Origin of the sequence: Kribbella rubisoli, assembly GCF_004217145.1 — a bacterium.
Lineage (GTDB): Bacteria > Actinomycetota > Actinomycetes > Propionibacteriales > Kribbellaceae > Kribbella > Kribbella rubisoli.
In genome coordinates this window covers 829,689-850,966 of record NZ_SHKR01000011.1, presented here as the reverse complement: position 1 = coordinate 850,966, position 21,278 = coordinate 829,689, and the positions used below count along the sequence as shown (strand labels likewise).

The window sequence follows — 21,278 nt, the reverse complement described above, 5'->3', positions numbered from 1 at the left end:
GACGTCGATGAGCAGCACGACGATCGTCGCGCAGCACGTCCGGCGTACGTCGCTGGCCAAGCGGCATCCCGCCGCTCTGATGGGATCGCTCGGCGTCTTGGCGGTCGTGCTGAGTATCTACAGCCTGAAGGTCGGGGCGACCGAGGTGTCGTTCGGCAATGTCCTGCACGCCCTCGTCGGCGACCGGTCCGACCAGGCAGCCGCGATCGTGTTCGACTTCCAGGTGCCGCGGGTCTTGCTGTGCTGGTTGATCGGTACGGCGCTCGCGGTGTCCGGCGCCGTGATGCAGGGCGTGATCCGCAACCCCCTTGCGGCCCCGGACATCATTGGTGTCACCAAGGGTGCGGGCTTCGGCGGCATGTTGCTGCTGCTCGCGATCCCCGGCGTGCCGGTGCTCGCCGTCGTACCGGCGGCCTTCGTCGGGGGATTGCTGGCCGCGGGGCTGGTGTACTTGCTGGCCTACCGGCGTGGTGCGACTCCGGTGCGGATCGCCCTGGTCGGCATCGCGGTCAGCGCGGCCTTCGAGGCGGGCATCCGGTTCTTGCTGGTCCGCAAACCTCTTGATGTCAGTGCTGCGCTGATCTGGCTGACCGGAAGTCTGTTCGGGCGGTCGATGAGTGCCGTACTCGAGATCCTGCCCTGGGTGCTCGTGCTGGTGCCGCTGATCGTGATCTGGGCGCGCAAGCTCGACGTACTCGGACTCGGCGACGACCTGGCCGCAGGCCTCGGTGAACCAGTCGAGAAGACCCGCCGGCTGTTGCTGCTGTTCGCGGTCGCGTTGGCCGCGGCCGCGGTCGCGGTGGCCGGAACGATCGGCTTCGTCGGGTTGATCGCTCCGCATATGGCTCGGCGCGTGTTCGGCGGCAAGCACCTGGCGTCGATCCCGGCGGCCGCGCTGTTCGGAGTACTGCTGATGCTGTTCGCCGACATGATCGGGCGTGGTCTGGCACCGCCGCTGGAGATTCCGGCGGGCCTGGTGACGGCCGTGGTCGGTGGCCCGTACTTCCTGTACCTGCTCGTGAAGACCGGAAAGTAGGAGACCCGCCATGCGTCTGCAGGCACAAGGCGTTCAGCTCGCCTATGACCAGAAGGTGATCGCTCGCGATCTGACCTTGACCATCCCCGACGGGAAGGTCAGTGTCCTGATCGGTCCGAACGGCTCCGGCAAGAGCACCGCGCTGCGGGCCCTGGCCCGGCTGCTGCCACCTGCCAAGGGCAGCGTGATCCTGGACGGGAAGTCGATCCAGGACACTCCGACCAAGGAGGTGGCACGGCTGCTCGCGATCCTGCCGCAGGTCCTGGTCACGCCCGAGTCGATCTCGGTCGAGGACCTGGTCTGGTTCGGCCGGCACCCGCACCGCACCTCGCTCAAGGTGCCCAGTGCGGCCGACAAGGAGGCGGTCGAGTGGGCGATGACCGTGACCAGCACGGCCGAGTTGCGCCACCAGCACGTCGACCAGCTGTCCGGCGGCCAGCGTCAGCGGGTGTGGATCGCGCTCTGCCTCGCGCAGGGCACCGACCTGATCCTGCTCGACGAGCCCACGACGTACCTCGACGTTGCCTACCAGCTCGAGGTGCTGGACCTGTTGCACCAGCTGAACCAGGAGCAAGGCAAGACCGTCGCGATGGTGCTGCACGACTTCAACATGGCTGCCGAGTACGCCGACCACGTGTTCGTGATGAAGTCCGGCGCCCTCGTCACGCAGGGAACCCCCGAGGACGTGTTCACCTGCGACACCATCCGGGACGTCTTCGGGGTGGAGTCCAAGGTCGTGCCTCACCCGGTGAGTGGTAAACCGATGTGTATCCCGCTGCGCGCCGGGCTCCGGGCCCAGCTGTCAGTGGCAACCGGATAGGAGTACTGCATGACGTTCAGCCCCGCGGAAGCCGCCGAGCGCTCGGAACGGGTCGCGCCAAGGCTGCGTGAGCACCTGCCGCCGACGCCGTTCGTGCGGTACGGCGCGCTCAGCGACGAGCTCGGCGCCGACCTGATGGTGAAGAGCGAGCACCTGCAGCGGACCGGCTCGTTCAAGGCTCGCGGTTCGATGGCGAAGATCCTCACCCTCACCGACGAGCAGCGGCAGGCCGGGGTGGTGACCGCCTCGACCGGGAATCACGGCCTCGGGGTCGGCAACGCGCTCGCCACGCTGGGCGGGCACGGCATCGTCTACCTGCCGGAGAACGCCTCGCCGAGCAAGGTCGCCGCGCTGCGCCGGCTCGGACTGGAGATCCGGGCCGAGGGCAACGATTCCGGCGTACTCGAACCGAAGGCGCGGGCTTATGCGGCCGAGCACGACCTGACCTATGTGCCGCCGTACAACGACCGGGACATCATCGCCGGCCAGGGCACGGTCGCCGTCGAGATCCTCGAGCAGCTGGGCGGTGCTCCGCTCGACGCGGTGGTGGTCGCGGTCGGCGGCGGCGGGCTGATCAGCGGCGTCGCGTCGGTGCTCAAGAAGCACCTGCCGGGGATCACGGTGTACGGCGCCTCGCCGGTGCGCGACGACGCGATGGCCGCGTCCGTGCGGGCCGGGAAGATCATTCAGGTCGACGCCCAGGCGACGCTGTCCGACGGCACTGCGGGCAGCGTCGAGCCGGGCAGCATCACGTTCGACCTGTGCCGTGAGCTGGTCGACGACTGGGTGCTGGTCAGCGAGGACGCGATCAGCGCCGCGTTGCGGACGGTGATCGACACCGAGCACCAGCTGATCGAAGGCTCGGCCGCGATGGCGTTCGCGGCCGCGCGGGCACGTCGTACCGAACTGGAAGGCAAGCGGGTCGCCGTCGTGTCCTGCGGCGGCAACATCTCCGCGAGCACGTTGGTGGCCGCGCTCGCCTGACCTGCCCCGACGCACCCGAGGTGACTCCCTGATCACCTCGGGTGCTTCGGCATGCCCGGATCCGTCCGTGCCCACCGGAGCCCTCGGTGCATTGACACACTTAGAGCGATGTAACTATCGTTGCTTGCAACATATGTTTCATCAACCTGAGGATGTGAGAGATGGACGCGGCAACGTGGGGGTTGATCGTCGCGACGTTCGTCGCGTGTTTCGTGGAGATGGTGGAAGCCACCACGATCGTCATGGCGATGGGCTACACGCGGAGCTGGAAGTCGGCATTGGTCGGCACGTTCGCGGCGCTCGGTGCGCTCGCGGTGGTGACGCTCGCGGCCGGCTACGCGCTGGCGAACTGGCTCCCGGAGTCTGCGCTGCAACTCGCCATCGGCGGTCTGCTGCTGATCTTCGGACTGCAGTGGCTCCGCAAGGCGATCCTCAGATCGTCCGGACGAAAGGCCGTCCATGACGAGGACGCGATCTACCGCGAGGAGGTGGAGGCGGCCAAGTCGGCCGGCGAGAGCAAGGGCGGCCTGGACCTGTTCGCGTTCATGGTCTCGTTCAAGGGTGTGTTCCTGGAGGGGATGGAGGTCGTCTTCATCGTGCTGACCTTCGGCCTGAACGCGAACAACATCCCGGCTGCCAGCCTCGGTGCCGCCGCGGCCGTGGTGATCGTGCTCGTGATCGCGATCGCGCTGCGCCGGCCGCTGTCGATGATCAACGAGAACCTGCTCAAGTACGGCGTCGGCCTGCTGCTCGCCTCGTTCGGGACCTACTGGGCGGTCGAGGGAATCGGCATCTTCCGCGACGGCCGCGAGAGCCTGAACTGGCCCGGGCACGACCTGATGATCCTGGTCCTGATCGCCGCCTGGCTGGTGCTCAGCCGGATCTTCGTGGCCGCGCTGCGCAAGCCGGCCGCTCCGGCGCCGGTGGGTGCCCCTGACATCGCGGTGGAGGTGAAGAAGTGAAGTTCCTCAAGGCCTTCGGGCAGTTCTGGTACGACTTCATCATCGGCGACGACTGGAAGATCGCGGTCGCCGTGGTGCTCGCCCTGGTCGTCCTGTTCGCAGCGATGACGGCCAAGCTGTTCGGTGACACCGGGCTGACCCTGCTGGGTGGAGCTCTGATCGTCGTCGCGTTCAGCATCAGCCTGGCGATCGACGTCCGGCCGAAGAAACGCTGAAACGCCTGTCCCTGTTGACGATCGGCCCCGGTACGCGCCTCGCGCGGACCGGGGCCGATCGCTGTCCGCCGAACAGTTCTGTAGTGATCACGACCTCTATTCAAAATCTCGTAGTGTCTGCTACGGTGAGGCTTCACCCCGTCCCAAATCGGAGGTCCGAGTGATGCGAGACACCGCCGAGACCGTGCTGGCCCTGTTGCCCGCGGACGTGCAGTACGGCGACATCCGGGTGGTCCGGCGTACCCACGAGCAGGTTCTGGTCGAGCTCGACGGCCCCGGTGAGGTCGGCTACGACGACTCGCTCGGCCTCGGGCTGCGCGTCCTGATCGGCGGGCAGTGGGGTTTCGCCGCCACCCACCGGCTGGACCCGAACGGCCTCGACAGCGTGATCGCGCAGGCGGTCGGCCAAGCCCGCGCCGCCGGCGGTGGCGGCCATGTGGCCCTCGGTGATCCGGTCACGACCCGGGCGACCTGGTCGTCGCCGATGCGGGTCGACCCGTTCGAAGTTCCGCTGTCCACCAAGCTGGATCTGCTGTCGGCCACCGTGAAGGAGGCGTCGACGGCCGGTCCGCTGGTCCAGCAGATCGAGGCGTCGATCGACCTGTACCGCGACGAGAAGGTGTTCGCGAACACCGAGGGCGCGCTGATCGAGCAGACCCTCACCGAGAGCGGCGGCGGCCTGATGGTCAACGCCGGCAACGGCGACGACCTGCAGCGCAGATCGTTCCCGCAGGGCGTCCCGCGGCAGATCCGCGGCCAGCGCGGAGACTTCGCCACCGCGGGCTGGGAACATGTCGAATCGCTCGGCCTGGTGGAGAACGCGGCTCGGGTCGCCGCCGAGGCGGTCGCGCTGCTCACTGCGCCGCAATGCCCTGACGAGGTCACCACACTCATTGCTGGCGGCAACCAGTTGGCCATGGTCCTGCACGAGTGCGCCGGTCACCCGATGGAGGCCGACCGGGCACTGGGCACGGAGGCCAGCCTGGCCGGCGGGACGTACGCCACACCCGAGCGGCGCGGCAACTTCCGCTGGGGCTCGCCGATCGTCTCGGCGTACGCCGATGCCACCATCCCCGGCGGACTGGGTTCGTTCGGGTACGACGACGAGGGGGTGCCGGCCCAGCGGACCCAGCTGGTCAAGGACGGCATCTTCCTCGGCTACATGTCCGGCCGCGAGTCGGCGGCGGCGCTGGGCGACCGGCCCACCGGAGCGTCCCGTGCGGACGGGTGGCAGCGGCTGCCGCTGGTCCGGATGACCAACATCTGCCTGGAGCCGGGGGAGTCCTCGCTGGCGGAGATGATCGCCGGCACCAAGCGCGGCATCCTGGTCGACACCAACCGCGGTTTCTCGATCGACGACCAGCGGATGTCGTTCCGGTTCACCACCGAGCTCGGCTGGGAGATCCGCGACGGCAAGCTCGGCCGGCTGCTGAAGAACTGCAGCTACCAGAGCGTCACACCGCAGTTCTGGGCCGGGCTGGACGCACTCGGCGGTCCGGACGAGTGGAAGTTGCACGGCGTCCCGTCGTGTAACAAGGGCGAGCCGCTGCAGGTGGCTCATGTCGGTCACGGCACCGTGCCGGGACGTTTCCAGAACGTGCAGGTGGGACGATGAGCATCGAGCGAGCAGACATCGAGCAGGCGCTGGACATCCTCGGGCCGGGGACCCGGCTGGACGTGCTCGGCGAGAACGCCGAACTGTTGCGGTACGCCGAATCCGAGATCACCGCGCAGCACAGCGAACGCAGGCTGCGGGTCCGGGTCAAGGTGAACCGGGGCGCGCGGACCGCCGGAGGCACCCTGGAGACCCTCGAGCCGGCTGCGGTCAAGGTCCTCGCGGACCGGCTCACGGCAGCTCTCGCCGACCTCCCGGCCCCGTCCGGTGAGGTCGAGCCGGCGCCGGTGTCTTCGGGTACGACGCCCGAGGTCGAGCAGGTTGTCGTGGAGCCGGCGAGGTCCGTCCTCGACTGCGATCCCGCCGTACGGCACGAATGGTTCGCCACGGTACGCGACGGGCTCGACGACTCCGCCCGCCTCGGCGGCGCGATCCGGTACGACGTACTCGACCGGGTCGTCGCTGACTCGGCCGGCCTGTTCCGGTCCGAAACGTTGACCAAGGCATCGATCCAGGCGATCGCGAAGCAGGACGGACAATCCGCGAGCGTCAAGCTGGTGCACCGCGACGCCGACCTGATCCCGGTCGCCGGCATTCCGGCTCGGCTGCGCGACGCGCTGCGGCCGCTGCCGGTGCGCGAGCCCTTCCGCGGCACCTGCCGGGTGCTGCTCAAACCGTCCGCGGTGAATACGCTGATCGCGACCTTCGGGCACTGGGCCCTCGGCGCGCAGCACTACGCGAGCGGCCGGTCGGTGCTGGCCGGCCGGATGGGACAGCAGGTCGTCAGTGAGCAGCTGACCCTTGTCGACGATGCGACCGACGCGGCCGGGCTGCTCAGCGGGTTCGATGCTGAAGGCAACGTTCGGCGGCGGACGCCGTTGATCGACCGTGGTGTGCTGACCGGTGTGGTGTCCGACCAGCGCCGGGCCGAGCTGACCGGCGGTGTCCCGACCGGTCACGCGGTGCCGGACGGCTGGCGGTTCGGTGGCGATCCGGTGCCGTCGCACCTGTTGCTGGACGCCGGTGATGCAAGCGAGGACGAGTTGCTCGCCGAGTGTGGCAGTGGTCTGGTGGTCAACCGGCTCGACTACCTGCGGGTGCTGCACCCCAAACAGACGCTGGTTACCGGCACCACCAGGGACGCGACGTACTGGGCCGAGGACGGCAAGCTGGTCGCATGGCATCCGCAATTGCGATTTACCTTCCGGATGGACGAGGTGCTGAACGCCGTACTGGCGGTCGGCGCGGTTCGGGAGATCGGCGACCAGACGTTCATGGACAGCGTGGTCGTCCCGTCGTTGCTGATCGACGCCGGACCGCTCGTCCTCACCTGAGCCGGCAGCGCCCCGGGCTTACGTGCTCATGACCGGCGCGGGGCGCTGCCGTTCCACCCACCGATCCTCCACGAGGAGCCGATGAAACCGACGCTCACGACCTTGCTGAGCGGCTACTCGCTGCGTACCTCGCAGGGCAACCCGGCATTCTGTTCCGTCCACCTGGTCGAGACCGACGCAGGCCGCCTGGTGTTCGACTGCGGGCACGCCGGCCGGCGCCGGTGGTTGCTCGAGGCGTTGGCCGCGCGCGGCCTGGAGCCTGCGGATATCGGCACTGTAGTGCTGTCGCACGGTCACTGGGACCACGTGCAGAACGTCGACTTCTTCCGGGACGCCCGGGTTCTGTTGCACGCTGACGAGCTCCGTAACCTGGCGGACCCGCCGGCCGCCGACCTGGGCACACCGCGGTGGACCCGGAGGATCCTCGACGATCTGGATGTCCACGCGACTGGTGAGGGCGACGAGCCGCTGCCCGGCGTGCAGGTGCTGGATCTTCCGGGCCACACCCCGGGATCGATCGGCCTAGCGGTGAGTACCCGGAACGGGACAGCAGTCCTGAGCGCCGACGCCGTTCCCACGGCTGAGGCGCTACGCGCCGGCGTCGCTTCGGGACATCCGTACGACCAGGCCCGGGCGGTTGCTTCGGTCAAACGGGTCGCGCAGCTCGCCGATGTGGTCTACCCGGGGCACGACGCACCGCTCCGGCTCGACGCGGAGGGCGTCCCGCAGTACCTCGATACTCCCGAACAGCTGGCGTTCTGGGGACGCGGCCGCGTGGTCTGGGAGCCGGCGTCATGACGCAGACCGGGGGCCAGACGGCGAGCATGGTCGAGGATCCGCCGAAGGTCGACGTCCGTACGGCGGCGCAGCTGTTGCGGTCGGAGTACGGCCTCGACGCCGTGGTGACCGAGCTGCGCAGTGAACGCGACCGGAACTTCCTCGCCGAGGCCGGCAGCCGGCGGCTCGTGGTCAAGGTGTCGAACTCCGGGGACGATGCGGGCCAGATCGCGATGGAGTGCGCCGCGATGGAGCACGTCGCGCGCGTCGATCCGGACCTGCCGATCCCACGGCTGATCCCCAGCACGACCGGCGCGCCGGTCACCAGGGTCCAGGCTGATGACGGTCGGACACATCTGGTCCGGGTCATCACGGTCCTGCCCGGCGAGGTGGCCGACCTGACCGCGCTGCCGGACTGGTTCGCGTACGGGTTCGGCGTGATCAGCGGCCGCTTGACCCGCGCGCTCCAGGGCTTCGGACACCCGTCGGCACATCGCCGCCTCGACTGGGATCCGCGCCACGTCGCGGACCTGCGGCCGTACGCGGACAGCCTGCCCGACGTACGCCGGCGCGCCCCGATGCAGCGCCTGCTCGATCGGTTCGCCGGTCTCGCCGAGGCTACCCGCAAGCTCCCGGCGTCAACGCTGCACGGCGACGTGACGTTGAGCAACCTGCTGCTGGCCGACGGCGGCATCTCCGGCGTGATCGACTTCGGCGACATGCACCACACCGCACGGGTCGCCGATCTCGCGATCGGCCTCACCTCGTTGCTGCGGGAGTCCGGGGATCTGTGGGCCGACGCCGGCCGCTTCCTCGACGGCTATCAGCGGGTGCTGCCGCTCGAGCCCGCCGAGGTGGAGCTGATCGGCGAACTGGTCCTGGCCCGGTCCGCCGCCAGCGTGCTCATCTCGGCCTGGCGCGCGCCGCTCTATCCCGACAACGAGGAGTATCTGACCAGTCTCGTCGTCGGCAGCTGGCGCATCCTCGACCAGCTCGGCGAACTCGGACAGAGCGAGCTGACCAACCGCTTCCACCGCCTCTGCGGCACGTCGCGCGTCGCCACAGCACCCGACCCGACCTTGCTGGTACGCCGGAAGGCAGCCCTCGGCGGCGAGCTGTCGCCGTTGTTCTACCGCGAGCCGTTGCAGGTCGTTCGAGCGGAAGGTCCGTGGATCTACACCGCCGACGGACGCCGGTATCTCGATGCCTACAACAACGTTCCCGTCGTCGGGCACACCCACCCGGCCGTCGTACAGGCGATCTCGCGGCAGGCCGCCGTACTGAATCTGAACTCGCGGTACCTGCACTCGAACGTGGTCGAGCTCGCCGAGCGGCTGGTCGCCTCGATGCCGGACGGACTGGACACGTGCGTGTTCGCCAACTCCGGTAGCGAGGCCAACGATCTGGCCTGGCGGATGGCCAGGGTCGTGACAGGACGCGGTGGCGCGATCGTCGCGGACCTGGCGTACCACGGGGTCAGCGAGGCGACTGCAGCGTTCTCGACCAACACGTACCCGGCATCGGCGCGGCCCGCCCACGTCGCGGTCTTCGAGGCACCGCGAGATCCCCGGGACGACGGACCAGTTGCGATCGCGCGGGTCGGTGCGGCCCGGGCGGATCTGCAGCGGGCCGGTCACGATCCGGCGTTGCTCGCGGTCGACAGCGTGTTCAGCGGAGCGGGGATCCTGACGCCGCGGGACGACTTCATGCGGGGATTGCAGGACGCGACGCGGGCGGCCGGCGGGCTGTTCCTGGCAGACGAGGTCCAGGCCGGCTTCGGGCGCGGCGGAAGGAACCTGTGGCGATTCCAGGACTTCGGACTGACCCCGGACTTCGTCACCCTCGGCAAGCCGATGGGCAATGGTCATCCGGTCGCGGCGCTGATCACCCGGCGGGAGATCGCCCAGGCGTTCAGCGAGGTGGACGAGTACTTCAGCACCTTCGGCGGCAACCCTGTGTCCTGTGTTGCCGCGTTGACCGTGCTGGACGTGATCGAGCAGACCGGGCTGGTCGCGCATTCCGGTGCGGTCGGCGCGGAGTTGCGTGCCGGGCTGGAGGCGCTGGTGCCGGAGCTGCCGGTGCGTGGTCAAGGGTTGATGTTGGGAGTGGAGCTGCCCGATGCGGCCGGCTTCGCTGAGCGGTTGCGAGCTCACGGCGTACTGGTCGGGACGACCGGGCCCGGCGGGGGAGTGCTGAAGATCCGGCCGCCGCTGATCTGGACATCGGTAGAGGTCGATCGTTTCCTCATCGCGTTCCAGCAGGCTCTCGGTTAGCTAGGGCATATCTCCCAGTCCCGCGCCTACTGCGCGGCACTCGGCGCGGCGATGCACCGCACCGAGCACCTGCTCGCTACGGCGCGGGACTGGGAGACATGCCCTAATCTTGGGCGGGTGCGTGAACTCGTCGTGCTCGGGACCGGCAGTCAAGTGCCGTCGCGGGAACGCACGCAGAACGGGTACTTCCTGCGCTGGGACGACGAGGGATTCCTCTTCGATCCCGGCGAGGGCACCCAGCGGCAGATGCTGTACGCCGGAGTCGCGGCCGGCGCGATCACGCGATTGTGCATCACGCATTTCCACGGCGATCACTGTCTCGGCATGCCGGGAATCGTGCAGCGGTTGTCGCTGGACGACGTACCGCATCCGGTCCGGGCGCACTATCCGGCATCGGGTCAGAAGTACTTCACGCGTCTGCGGTACGCCGCGTCGTTCTACGAGCGGGCCGAATTGCTCCAGGAGCCGGTGGAGGAGGACGGGCTGCTGACCGTCGGGTCGTTCGGGCAGTTGTGGGCGCGTCGCCTGGAGCACTCGGTGGACTCGTTCGGATACCAGCTGATCGAGCCCGACGGCCGCCGGATGCTGCCCGACCGACTCGCTGCCCACGGCATCGTTGGCCCGGCCATCGGTCGGCTCCAACAGGCCGGATCCCTCGAGGTGGACGGCCGGACCGTGCGGATCGAGGACGTCAGCGAACCGCGGCCGGGGCAACGGTTCGCGTTCATCATGGACACCCGGTTGTGCGAGAACGTACTGCGTCTGGCCGAGGACGCCGACATGCTGGTGATCGAGTCGACGTACCTCTCGTCGGAGGCCGATTTAGCCCGTCGTTTCGGGCATTTGACGGCCCGGCAGGCAGCCCGTGTCGCGGCCGGGTGCGGCGTACGAACCTTGGTCCTGACCCACTTTTCCCAGCGTTATCAGGAACCTGAGCGTTTTCTCAGCGAAGCCGCCGCCGAGTTCTCCGGCGACATCGTCGTCGCTTCAGATCTGTCTCGCACCCCGGTCCCGACCCGCCGGTAGGGCGAACACTGGATGACGAGCGGGCCAACAACGCCACTCCCCGGCAACCTCGTGATTAGTATCAGCGACGAATGGATCTGCCCAAGCCTCAGGAGCAACATCTCGTGCGCACCCCCCGTCCGTTGCCCGCGGCCGTCTCGCTGGTAGTCGTAGGAGCGGTAGTCGCATTGGCGATCTGGCGGCCCTGGCACAGCTCGTCCGCCGACGCGGCCGGCGGCCCGTCGGAAGTGGCGGTCTCCCGCAGTGCGTGCGGCCAGGGCTGGACTGATGCGAAGACCGGTCGGCAGACGATCACCCTGCACAACACCGGTGACGCGGCCGCCGAGGTCGATCTCGTCGACGTCGACAGCAACAAGGTGTACGGCGAGGTGGAGGGCCTGGGCCCGAACACGTCCGCACCGATGGACGTGCAACTCGGCGCGGGCCGGTACGCGATCCGCTGCCTGATCGAGGACACCGACGCGATCACCGGCCCGACGGTCAGTGTCGCGGGCGACGGGAAGGCCGGCCCGGCCGCGGTCGCCGTCACCAAGAACGACATGCTGCCGCTGGTGAAGCAGTACCAGGCCGCGGTCGCCACCGGCGTCGCCGGCCTGGCGGTCAAGACGGACAAGCTGCGCGCCGACGTGGACGCCGGCAACCTGGTCGCCGCCCGGGCCGATTGGCTGCCCGCGCATATGGCCTACAACTCGCTCGGTGCGGCGTACGACGCGTTCGGCGACTTCGCGGACAAGATCGACGGCTCCGGCGGCTTCCACCCGTTGGAGAAGGGCCTGTGGCACAACGCCTCCGCCGCCAGCTTGAAGCCGATCGCGGGCCAGCTCGCGGCCGACGTACACGGGCTACAGAAGGATCTGCCCAATGAGCAGGTCGATCCGAACGATCTCGGGCTCCGCGCCCACGAGATCATGGAGAACGCGCTCCAGTTCGAGCTGACCGGCGAGAACGACCAGGGCAGCGGTACGTCGCTGAACACCGCACTGGCCAACTTGAACGGTACGGCGAACGTGCTGGCCATCCTCGACCCGGTCCTCAAGCCTCGCGACCCTGAGCTGCCGCAGGTGCAGCAGTGGGAAGCCCGGGTCCGGGCACTGCTGACCGCGCACCAGAACACCCCGGTCGCGCAGCTGGACCAGAAAACCCGGGAGCAACTCAACGGCGCGGTCGGCGAGTTGCTGGAGAAGCTCGCCAACGTCGCTGCCATCTGTGAAGTTCGGAGGGCTGGATGACCGGCTTCGACCGTCGCTCGTTCCTGCGCGGCACGCTGGCCGGCGCCGGCGCGGCAGCCGTGACCGGCGTCGGAACCGCGGCTGTGGCCGGCCTGGCCGGTTCCACGGCCGCTGCGGCTCCGACGACCGCGGTGCCGTTCCACGGCGAGCATCAGGCCGGCATCACGAACGATCCGCAGAAGCAGGCGATCTTCGCGTCGTTCGACGTGATCGCGGCCAACAAGGCCGAGCTCGCCGAGCTGTTCAAGACGGTGACCGAGCGGGCGAGACTGCTGACCGCGGGCGGTGCCCTTGCGCCGTTGGGGATCACCGCTCCGCCGGCCGATTCCGGCGTACTCGGTCCGGACATGCCGGGTGACGATCTGACGGTCACCGTCGGCGTCGGGGCGTCGCTGTTCGACGCGCGGTACGGCCTCGAGGATCGCAAGCCGGCGAAGCTGAAGCCGATGAAGGAATTCCCCAACGACAGCCTGGACGACAGCCTGTGTCACGGGGATCTGAGCCTGCAGTTGTGCGCGACGGAGAGCGACACCGTGCTGCACGCGCTGCGGGACATCGCCCGGCACACCCGCGGCGCGATGCAGCTGCGCTGGCGGGTCGACGGCTTCCAGAGCCCGCCGCGGCCGTCCGGGACGCAGCGCAACCTGATGGGCTTCAAGGACGGCATCGTGAAGCCGGCGGTCGCCGATCACGACAAGCTCGTCTGGGTCGGCAAGGACGGCATCGCCAATGGCGAGCCGGCCTGGACCGAGGGCGGCAGCTACCAGGTGCTGCGGCAGATCCGGATGCTGGTCGAGTTCTGGGACCGGGTGTCGCTCGGCGAGCAGGAGAACATGTTCGGCCGTCGCCGCGACTCCGGCGCACCGCTGGACGGCAACAGCGAGACCGACCTCCCGAACTACCCGGCCGATCCGACCGGCGGCGCGATCCCGTTGACCAGCCACATCCGGATGGCCAACCCGCGCACCACCAGTACTGCGGCCAGCCAGTTCCTGCGCCGCGGCTACAACTACGACAAGGGCACCGACGCGGTCGGTGACCTGGACATGGGGCTGCTGTTCTGCTGCTACCAGCAGGACATCGCCCGGCAGTTCGAGGCCGTGCAGACCCGGCTGATCGACGAGCCGCTCGTCGACTACATCCGGCCGGTCGGTGGCGGCTACTTCTTTGTTCTTCCCGGTGTTCGGGACGGCAACGACCACTTCGGGCGGTCGTTGCTCGCATGATTTACCTAAGAGGAGAAGGCATGCGCGCAAGACTCCGTGTGCTCGCCACGGCCGGCGTGGCCGCGACGAGCCTGTTGCTGGTCGCCTGTAGCGGCGGCGGCACCAATCAGGGCGTCGCCAGTGGGGGCGGCAAGGGGAGTGTGAGCAGTCAGGGCGGTAGCGCACAGGTGGGCGACGCCGCCTTTTCGTTCCCGACGGTCCACCCGTCGTCGCCGATCCAGCACGTCGTGGTGATCTTCGGCGAGAACATCTCGTTCGACCACTACTTCGGTACCTACCCGAACGCGACCAACACCGACGGCACGCCGTTCAAGGCGGCCCGGAACACGCCCAAGGTGAACGGGCTGTCGAAGAAGCTGCTGACGAACAACCCGAACGCGTACAACCCGAAGCGGCTGGCTCCGTCGCAGGCACTGACCTGCGACCAGAACCACGGCTACGGTCCGGAGCAGAAGGCCGTCAACGGCGGCAAGATGGACAAGTTCGTCGAGAACACCGAGACCGACAAGTGCACCGGCCAGCCGGTGCTGTTCGGTGAGCCGGGCCTGGTGATGGACTACTACGACGGCAACACCGTCACCGCGATGTGGAACTACGCGCAGCACTACTCGATGAGCGACAACTCGTACGACACGGTCTACGGCCCGTCCACCCCGGGCGCGCTGAACCTGATCTCCGGCCAGACCCACGGGGGCCAGGCCGTCGATCCGAAGACCGGTCAGCCGACCACCGACGCGTACGTCGTCCAGTCGCCGGACAAGAACGGGATCGGCACGATCACCAACGACCCCGACCCGTACTACGACGACTGCTCGAACAACAACGGCAAGTCGGCGAACAACCTGGCCGTCATGCACGGACAGAACATCGGCGACCTGCTCAACCAGAAGCACGTCACCTGGGGCTGGTTCCAGGGCGGCTTCAAGCCGACCAGCACCGTCGACGGCAAGGCCGTCTGCGGCGCGACGCACAACAACGTCGGCGGTATCGCAGCGGCCGACTACAGCCCGCACCACTCGCCGTTCCAGTACTACAAGTCGACGTCGAACCCGAAGCACCTGCCGCCGACCTCGGTGAAGGCGATCGGTCACACCGACCAGGCCAACCACCAGTACGACACCTCGGACTTCGACGCGGCTGTCGCGGCGAACAACCTGCCGGCGGTCAGCTTCCTGAAGGCCGGTGAGTACCAGGACGGGCACGCCGGGTACTCCGACCCGCTGGACGAGCAGGCGTTCATCGTCAAGGAGATCAACCAGCTGCAGAAGTCGAAGGAGTGGTCCTCGACCGCGGTCGTCCTGGCCTACGACGACTCCGACGGCTGGTACGACCACCAGAAGTCGCCGACCGTGAACGGCTCCAAGGACGCGGCGCTCGACCAGGCCGCGACCTGTGGCAAGGACGCGGTCTCCGGCGGGTACGCCGACCGCTGCGGCTACGGTCCGCGCCTGCCGCTGCTCGTGGTCTCGCCGTACTCGAAGACCAACCACGTCGACCACGCGGTGACCGACCAGTCCTCGATCCTGAAGTTCATCGAGGACAACTGGCGCACCGGCCGGATCGGCGACCACTCGTTCGACCAGAGCGCCGGCAGCCTGAACGGCATGTTCAACTTCTGGCAGCGTCCGAGCAAGAGCAAGCTGATCCTGGACCCGAAGACCGGGGCCGTGGTCCGCTAGTCCGCTAGTAGGTTGCAGCGCCCTGGTCGGCGAGAAAGTCGTCGATCAGGGCGTTGACCTCTTTCGGGGACTCGAGCGCGGCCAGATGCGCCGACTGCTCGAGTACGACGAAGCGCGCGCCGGGGATCGAATCGGCCATCTCCTCGGTCTCGTCGGGCGGGAACGTCTGGTCCTCCCCGCCGGCGACAACCAGGACCGGCGTGCGGATCCGGCCGAACAGCGCGCGTTGATCGGGGCGGCGTGGGACCACGCTGGTGACCGCGTGCCGGCCCGAGGTGATGTTCACCTTCGCGGCCAGTTCGTTGACTGTGGCAACGACCTCGGGCTTCTCGCTCCTGGCGGTCGGGCCGAGGAACGCGTCCCGCACCGGTGCCTTGAGCGGTCCGCGGATCCCGCCGAGGAGCTGCGCGGTGCGGGTCAGCACGCCGTACTCGAATCGTTGCCGACGGCCCGCGGGTGAGGCCGTGGCGTTCATCAGGACGGCGATGCCGATCCGGTCCGGATGCAGGGCGGCGAATGTGCCGCCGATCATGCCGCCCCAGCTGTTGCCGATCAGGTGTGCCTTGTCGACGCCGAGGTCGTCGAGGATCTGGGTGATCACCTGTGCGCATTGCTCGAACGTGAACGGCCCGGTCAGCGGTTGGCTTCCGCCGTGACCGGGTGGATCGACGAGGATGACCTGGAAGCGGTCGGCGAAGTGCGCGGCCTGGGCGGACCAGAGCGTGCCGTCCATCAGCAGGCTCGGCCAGAACAGCATCGCGGGCCCCGATCCGTCGATGCGTAAGCGGATCCGGCCCAGCACGGTCTCGACGTACCGATCCTGCATGTCTGAACGGTACCGGTCAGGGCGGCGGAATCGACGCTGCCAGGCGCGTCGCCAGGTCGCGGACGCGCTCGATCAATTCCGGCGGCGACTGGATCTCGAACGGGTGATCCAGCCGACCGAGGTAGAAGGCGATCTCGTCGAGGGAGTTCGCGCCGGTCTCGACCAGCGTCGTCGCCGTCTCCATACCAAACGGTTTGGTATGGGCGCCGTCGATCGGTGTCACCGTCGCGACGCTCGGGCCGAAGCGGTCGGCCACCTGCTCGGCGGGTGCGTGGACCAGGATGCGGGCCTGGTAGCGGTATCCGCCGTACGCGACGCCTCGGTTCGTGGTCGCGATGTCCGGCACCTCTTCGCGCGGCGTGAATCGCGGACCGGTGGGGATCCGCGGCTCGAGGCGGTCGAGGCGGAACGTGCGCCAGTCGGTCCGGTCCAGATCCCACGCGACGAGGTACCAACGCCGGCCGGTGTGCACGAGCCGATGTGGCTCGGTCGTCCGGGTGGTCGCCGTACCGTCGTGGTTGCTGTAGTCGAACCGGAGCCGCTGGTGGTCGCGACAGGCGGCGGCGACAGCGAGCAGTACGTCGGGTTGCACGGACGGGCCGCCCGCGGGGGTGACCGCGACCTGCTGGAGCAGCTCGATCCGATGCCGGAGCCTCGACGGTAGGACCTGCTCGAGCTTGGTGAGCGCCCGGACCGACGACTCTTCGGTGCCGGCGACTGTGCCGGACGCGGCGGCGCGCAGTCCGATCGCGACGGCAACGGCTTCCTCGTCGTCCAGCAGCAGCGGCGGAAGCGCTGCGCCGGAGCCGAGCCGGTAGCCGGCCACACCCGGTACGGCGTCGACCGGGTAGCCGAGGTTGCGGAGCTTGTCGACGTCCCGCCGTACGGTCCGGACGCCGACGGCGAGCTCGTCGGCCAGGGCAGCACCGCTCCACTCCTTGGGCTGCTGCAGGAGCGAGAGGAGTTTGAGGAGCCGGGCCGAGGTTTCGAGCATGATTTGGATTCTGTCACGCAGCTAGGACTAAAGCTGTCCTAAGTGGGTGACAGACTTCTAGACATGATCAAGCCCTTCACGATCGACATCCCGCAGAGCACTCTCGACGACCTCGCCACCAGGCTGGCGAGCACCCGGCTCCCCGCGCCGCTGCCCGGTGACGACTGGAACACCGGCGTACCGGTCTCCTGGCTGTCCTCGCTGGTCGACTACTGGCGGACCTCGTACGACTGGCGAGCGGCCGAGAAGGAGCTGAACTCGTATCCCCAGTTCACCACCGAGATCGAGGGTCAGAAGATCCACTTCCTGCACGTCCGGTCGGCCGAGCCGGACGCGCTGCCGCTGATGCTGACGCACGGCTGGCCCGGCTCCATCGTCGAGTTCCTCGACCTGATCGGGCCGCTGACCGACCCGGTCGCCCATGGCGGCCAGGCCGCGGACGCGTTCCACCTCGTGATTCCTTCGCTGCCCGGGTTCGGGTTCTCCGGGCCCGTGTCTGCCAGCGGGTGGTCCAGGGAGCGGGTCGGACAGGTGTGGGCTCTCCTGATGGAGGAGCTCGGGTACGAGCGGTACGGCGTACAGGGTGGTGACATCGGTGGCGCTGTCTCGCCGGCGGTCGCGCGTGCGGCACGTGACCGGGTCGTCGGCGTACACACGAACGGCGGGCCCTCGCTGCCGCCGTTCCCGCTGCCGGAGGAGGAGCTGCAGACGTTGACGCCGCTCGAGCAGGACCGGATCGCGCGGATCGGCGGCTTCCTGCAGAAGGAGTTCGGCTACATCTCGATCCAGTCCACCCGGCCGCAGACGCTGGCGTACGGACTCGTCGACTCGCCGGTCGGGCAGCTGGCCTGGATCATGGACAAGTTCATGGCCTGGACCTGGCCCGCCGAAACCTTGCCGGACGCAATTATCAGCAAGGACCGGCTGCTCACGAACGCGATGATCTACTGGCTCACCGGCACCGCCGGCTCGGCCGCGTACGTCGGTTACGCGCAGCAGGAGGCGTGGGGGACCAAGCTGGAGAACTCCGGGGTGCCGACCGCTGTGATCGCGTTCGCCCACGACGTCGCGATCCGCCGGTACGCCGAGCGGGACAACAACATCACCCGCTGGACCGACGTCGACCACGGCGGTCACTTCGCCGCACTGGAAGAGCCGGAGATCCTGATCGGCGACGTCCGCGAGTTCTTCCGCTCACTACGCTGAATAGTCGGTCGAGGTGGTCAGGTGGGCCCAGGCGGCGGCCTCCTCGGCGCGAGAAACGGATGCGCGGTCGGCGTGGGTGAGGGCGTCCTTGCCGAGGAGGAGACGCAGCGGTGGGTTGTCGAGGTTCGCGATGTGCAGGATCGCCTCGGCAGCCTTCGCCGGGTCGCCCGGTTGCTTGCCGTCGGTCTCCAGGCGGTAGCGGTTCAGCTCGCCGACGGTGGAGTCGTAGTCCGGGTGGACCTCCGCGAGCTGCATTGACGAGCCGCCCCAGTCGGTGCGGAAGGCGCCCGGCTCGACGATCGTCACCTTCACGCCGAACGGCCGGACCTCGTTGCTGAGCACCTCGGAGAAGCCTTCGACCGCGAACTTCGCGGTCTGGTAGGCGCCCATACCCGGGGTTCCGCCGACCCGCCCGCCGACCGATGAGAACTGCAGGAAGTGCCCGCTCTTCTGCTCGCGGAACACCGGCAGCGCGGCCTTCGTCACGTTGACGACGCCGAAGAGGTTGGTCTCGATCTGCGCCCGGAAGTCGTCGTCCGGGGTTTCCTCGATCGAGGCGCTGTTCGCGTAGCCGGCGTTGTTCGCGACGACGTCCAGGCCACCGAACGTGTCGAGTGCGGTCCGGACGGCGGCGCGGGCGGCCGCGGCGTCGGTCACGTCGAGAGCGACCGCGCGGATCTGCTCGCCGTACTTCGCGACCAGGTCGTCGAGCTGCTCGGGTTTGCGTGCGGTGGCGACGACTCGGTCGCCGGCGGCCAGCACGGCCTCGGTGAGGGCGCGGCCCAGGCCGCGGGAGCTGCCGGTGATCAACCAAATCTTGTTCATGCTTGGGCCTAACTAACTGGTTGGTTGTTTAATTCCAAGCTAACCAACCGGTTGGTCGAAATCAACTGACCAGTTGGTTAGTCTGGTCGTATGCAGCAACGGAACGCCGACCGGACCAAGGCCCGCATCCTGGCCGCCGCCATCGAGGAGTTCGCCGCGCGCGGGATCGCCGGCGCGCGGGTGGACCGGATCGCCGAGGTGGCCGGGTGCAACAAGGCCATGCTCTACGCGTACTTCGGCAACAAGGACGGGCTGTTCGACGCGGCGTTCAGCGCCTCCGTGGAGCAATACCTCGACGAGGTCGGGTTCGACGCCGACGACCTCCCGGCGTACGCGGGCCGGGTGTTCGACTACTTCGAGGCGCATCCGGACCGGCTCCGGCTCTCGACCTGGTACCGGCTCGAGCGGCCGCACGGTCAGCCGTTGGAGGCGATCGTCGCGGTCAACCAGAGCCGGCTGGACGAGCTGCAGCGGGGGATGCGGCGGCGCGTGGTGACGAGGCAGTTCAGCGCGGTCAGCCTGTTGTCGCTGATCCAGGCGATCGCGACGAGTTGGTCGTCGATGAACCCGGAGTACGGCGCCGATGAGCCGAACGCGACCGTGCGACGCCGGGCCGTGCTGATGGCGGTGCAGAAGATTCTCAGCTGATTCATTGGTTGGGCCGATGGAGTTCTCAGTCTGGCGCGCTCTACTCGTAGGCAGAGGGAATTGGCTGAGGAGGGCACGGGAAATGAACGAGAGCGCTGGACCTGGACCGTACGACGGTGGGCAGTACGGAGGTTGGCCGCCAGCGCATGGCGGGTATCCGCAGTACCCCCAGAACGGGCCGTACCCGAACAACCCGCAGTACCAGCAGGGATCGCCGTACCAGCAGGGTCCGCAGTACAACCCGCAGTACCCGTTCCCGCCGAAGCCGCCGAAGAAGCGCGGCCGCCGGTTGCTGGGAGCCGGAGCGCTCGGGCTGGCCGCGGTGGTCGTCGCCGGATCGGTTGCCTGGGGCATCGACCAGCACAGCGCCGGGAACAGCTCGGAGCTGTCGCAGAAGGCGTTCGACGCCTCGTCCGTGGCGGCCAAGGTGTCGCCGGGGCTGGTCGACGTGAACACCGTGCTCGGATACGAGAACGCACGGGCGGCCGGGACCGGGATCGTGCTGACCTCCGACGGTGAGGTGCTCACCAACCACCACGTCGTCGAGGGCGCGACGTCGATCACCGTGACCGACATCGGCAACGGCAAGACCTACACCGCGAGCGTCGCCGGGTACGACGAGCAGCACGACATCGCCGTACTGAAGCTGAAGGACGCGTCCGGGCTGGAGACCGCCAAGACCGGCAACTCCGACCAGGTGAAGCTCGGCGACCAGGTCGTCGGCGTCGGGAACGCGGGCGGCACCGGCGGTACGCCGAGCTACGCGGCCGGCAAGGTGACCGGCCTGAACCAGGCGATCACCGCGACCGACGAGAACGGGCAGGACCCGGAGAACCTCACCAACCTGATCCAGACCGACGCGAACATCCAGGCCGGCGACTCCGGCGGCCCGCTGGTGAACGCGAACGGCGAGGTCGTCGGCGTGGACGTGGCCGGCGGTAACGGGAACAACGGCGGCCAGGGCCGGCCGGGTCAGACGGCGGTCACCTCCGGCGCGACCGCGACGGCGACGCTGACGGCGGCCGGGGACGGCACCGGGTACGGCGACGGATACGGGGACGGCAACCCGTTCGGCGGCAACGGCTTCGGCGACGGTGCGGGCAACGGGTCCGGGTCGGGCAACGGCTCGGGCAACGGTTCGGGCGATGGTTCCGGCGATGGCTCGGGCGACGGGTCGGGCAACGGGTTCGGGAACGGGCAGGGCGGTTCCGGGAACGGTTCCGGGACGACCACCGAGGGGTACGCGATCCCGATCAACCAGGCGCTCGACATCGCGCAGCAGATCGAGAGCGGCAAGTCGTCGGACGTCGTACACATCGGCGCCTCCCCGATGCTCGGAGTCTCGGTCGTAACGAGCGAGGGCACCACCGGCGCGGTCGTCGGCGACGTACTCGCAGACGGTCACGCGGACGACGCGGGCATCGAGGCCGGTGACGTGATCACCTCCTTCGCCGGTCACACCGTCGACTCGCCCGACGCGCTGTCGGAGCTGCTCAACAAGCAACACCCCGGCGACAAGGTCGAGGTCGGCTGGGTCGACCAGTCCGGCCAGACCCACAAGGCCACCATCGAACTGATCCAAGGCCCGGTCCGCTAACCCCAG

At 68.5% G+C, this 21,278-nt stretch carries 19 protein-coding genes; 16 read left to right on the top strand and 3 right to left on the bottom strand.

Annotated features, from left to right (window positions below; genetic code table 11):
- Positions 1-7 precede the first annotated feature (7 nt).
- The 13 genes from EV645_RS06890 to EV645_RS06830 all read left to right on the top strand — a co-directional run bounded on the left by EV645_RS06890 (position 8) and on the right by EV645_RS06830 (position 15,176).
- The gene (locus tag EV645_RS06890; RefSeq protein ID WP_130440855.1) at positions 8-1,036 is read left to right on the top strand and encodes a FecCD family ABC transporter permease; all 1,029 of its coding nucleotides are present in this window, start codon (positions 8-10) and stop codon (positions 1,034-1,036) included.
- A gap of 10 nt (positions 1,037-1,046) precedes the next feature.
- Positions 1,047-1,856, top strand: a complete 810-nt coding sequence (locus tag EV645_RS06885; protein ID WP_130440853.1) for an ABC transporter ATP-binding protein — start codon at positions 1,047-1,049, stop codon at positions 1,854-1,856.
- A gap of 9 nt (positions 1,857-1,865) precedes the next feature.
- On the top strand, positions 1,866-2,840 hold the full coding sequence (locus tag EV645_RS06880) for a pyridoxal-phosphate dependent enzyme (RefSeq protein ID WP_130440851.1): 975 nt from the start codon (positions 1,866-1,868) through the stop codon (positions 2,838-2,840).
- A gap of 161 nt (positions 2,841-3,001) precedes the next feature.
- The gene (locus EV645_RS06875) at positions 3,002-3,802 is read left to right on the top strand and encodes a COG4280 domain-containing protein (RefSeq protein ID WP_130440849.1); all 801 of its coding nucleotides are present in this window, start codon (positions 3,002-3,004) and stop codon (positions 3,800-3,802) included.
- Positions 3,799-4,017, top strand: a complete 219-nt coding sequence (locus tag EV645_RS06870) for a hypothetical protein (protein WP_130440847.1) — start codon at positions 3,799-3,801, stop codon at positions 4,015-4,017. The genes EV645_RS06875 and EV645_RS06870 overlap by 4 nt, the downstream gene beginning before the upstream one ends.
- Positions 4,018-4,180: 163 nt before the next feature.
- Positions 4,181-5,632, top strand: a complete 1,452-nt coding sequence (locus tag EV645_RS06865) for a TldD/PmbA family protein (protein WP_130440845.1) — start codon at positions 4,181-4,183, stop codon at positions 5,630-5,632.
- On the top strand, positions 5,629-6,966 hold the full coding sequence (locus EV645_RS06860; RefSeq protein WP_130440843.1) for a metallopeptidase TldD-related protein: 1,338 nt from the start codon (positions 5,629-5,631) through the stop codon (positions 6,964-6,966). Before EV645_RS06865 ends, EV645_RS06860 begins: the two co-directional genes overlap by 4 nt.
- 81 nt (positions 6,967-7,047) lie before the next feature.
- Positions 7,048-7,764 (top strand): MBL fold metallo-hydrolase, encoded by a 717-nt coding sequence (locus EV645_RS06855; RefSeq protein WP_130440841.1) that lies wholly within the window; start codon positions 7,048-7,050, stop codon positions 7,762-7,764.
- On the top strand, positions 7,761-10,016 hold the full coding sequence (locus EV645_RS06850; protein ID WP_130440839.1) for an aminotransferase class III-fold pyridoxal phosphate-dependent enzyme: 2,256 nt from the start codon (positions 7,761-7,763) through the stop codon (positions 10,014-10,016). Before EV645_RS06855 ends, EV645_RS06850 begins: the two co-directional genes overlap by 4 nt.
- Before the next feature lie 117 nt (positions 10,017-10,133).
- A complete protein-coding gene (locus tag EV645_RS06845) occupies positions 10,134-11,042 on the top strand; it encodes a ribonuclease Z (RefSeq protein WP_198681496.1) in 909 nt (302 codons plus the stop codon).
- Positions 11,043-11,146: 104 nt separating this feature from the next.
- Positions 11,147-12,271, top strand: a complete 1,125-nt coding sequence (locus EV645_RS06840) for an EfeM/EfeO family lipoprotein (protein WP_198681495.1) — start codon at positions 11,147-11,149, stop codon at positions 12,269-12,271.
- Positions 12,268-13,497: an iron uptake transporter deferrochelatase/peroxidase subunit gene (efeB, locus tag EV645_RS06835; RefSeq protein ID WP_130440833.1), complete on the top strand. Its 1,230-nt coding sequence runs from the start codon at positions 12,268-12,270 to the stop codon at positions 13,495-13,497. The genes EV645_RS06840 and efeB overlap by 4 nt, the downstream gene beginning before the upstream one ends.
- A 20-nt stretch (positions 13,498-13,517) precedes the next feature.
- Positions 13,518-15,176: a phospholipase C gene (locus tag EV645_RS06830; RefSeq protein ID WP_130440831.1), complete on the top strand. Its 1,659-nt coding sequence runs from the start codon at positions 13,518-13,520 to the stop codon at positions 15,174-15,176.
- Between the two features lie 4 nt (positions 15,177-15,180).
- Here the strand turns inward: EV645_RS06830 and EV645_RS06825 are convergent, their stop codons facing one another.
- Together EV645_RS06825 and EV645_RS06820 are read right to left on the bottom strand one after the other, a co-directional pair.
- Complete coding sequence (locus tag EV645_RS06825) at positions 15,181-16,002, bottom strand: alpha/beta fold hydrolase (RefSeq protein WP_130440829.1); 822 nt, start codon at positions 16,000-16,002, stop codon at positions 15,181-15,183.
- A 16-nt stretch (positions 16,003-16,018) separates the two neighbouring features.
- Positions 16,019-16,996, bottom strand: a complete 978-nt coding sequence (locus EV645_RS06820; protein WP_130440827.1) for a helix-turn-helix transcriptional regulator — start codon at positions 16,994-16,996, stop codon at positions 16,019-16,021.
- A gap of 63 nt (positions 16,997-17,059) precedes the next feature.
- Between EV645_RS06820 and EV645_RS06815 the strand changes: the two genes are divergently transcribed.
- On the top strand, positions 17,060-18,202 hold the full coding sequence (locus EV645_RS06815) for an epoxide hydrolase family protein (RefSeq protein WP_130440825.1): 1,143 nt from the start codon (positions 17,060-17,062) through the stop codon (positions 18,200-18,202).
- On the opposite strand, the gene EV645_RS06810 is transcribed toward EV645_RS06815, so the two are convergent.
- Positions 18,194-19,027 (bottom strand): oxidoreductase, encoded by an 834-nt coding sequence (locus EV645_RS06810; protein ID WP_130440823.1) that lies wholly within the window; start codon positions 19,025-19,027, stop codon positions 18,194-18,196. The genes EV645_RS06815 and EV645_RS06810 overlap by 9 nt on opposite strands.
- 90 nt (positions 19,028-19,117) lie before the next feature.
- Here EV645_RS06810 and EV645_RS06805 point away from each other — a divergent pair, with 90 nt between their 5' ends.
- Both EV645_RS06805 and EV645_RS06800 read left to right on the top strand, forming a co-directional pair.
- A complete protein-coding gene (locus EV645_RS06805; RefSeq protein WP_130440821.1) occupies positions 19,118-19,675 on the top strand; it encodes a TetR/AcrR family transcriptional regulator in 558 nt (185 codons plus the stop codon).
- 82 nt (positions 19,676-19,757) lie between these two features.
- Positions 19,758-21,272 carry a S1C family serine protease gene (locus EV645_RS06800; RefSeq protein ID WP_130440819.1) on the top strand — a complete coding sequence of 505 codons (1,515 nt, stop codon included), beginning with the start codon at positions 19,758-19,760 and terminating at the stop codon, positions 21,270-21,272.
- Positions 21,273-21,278 lie beyond the last annotated feature (6 nt).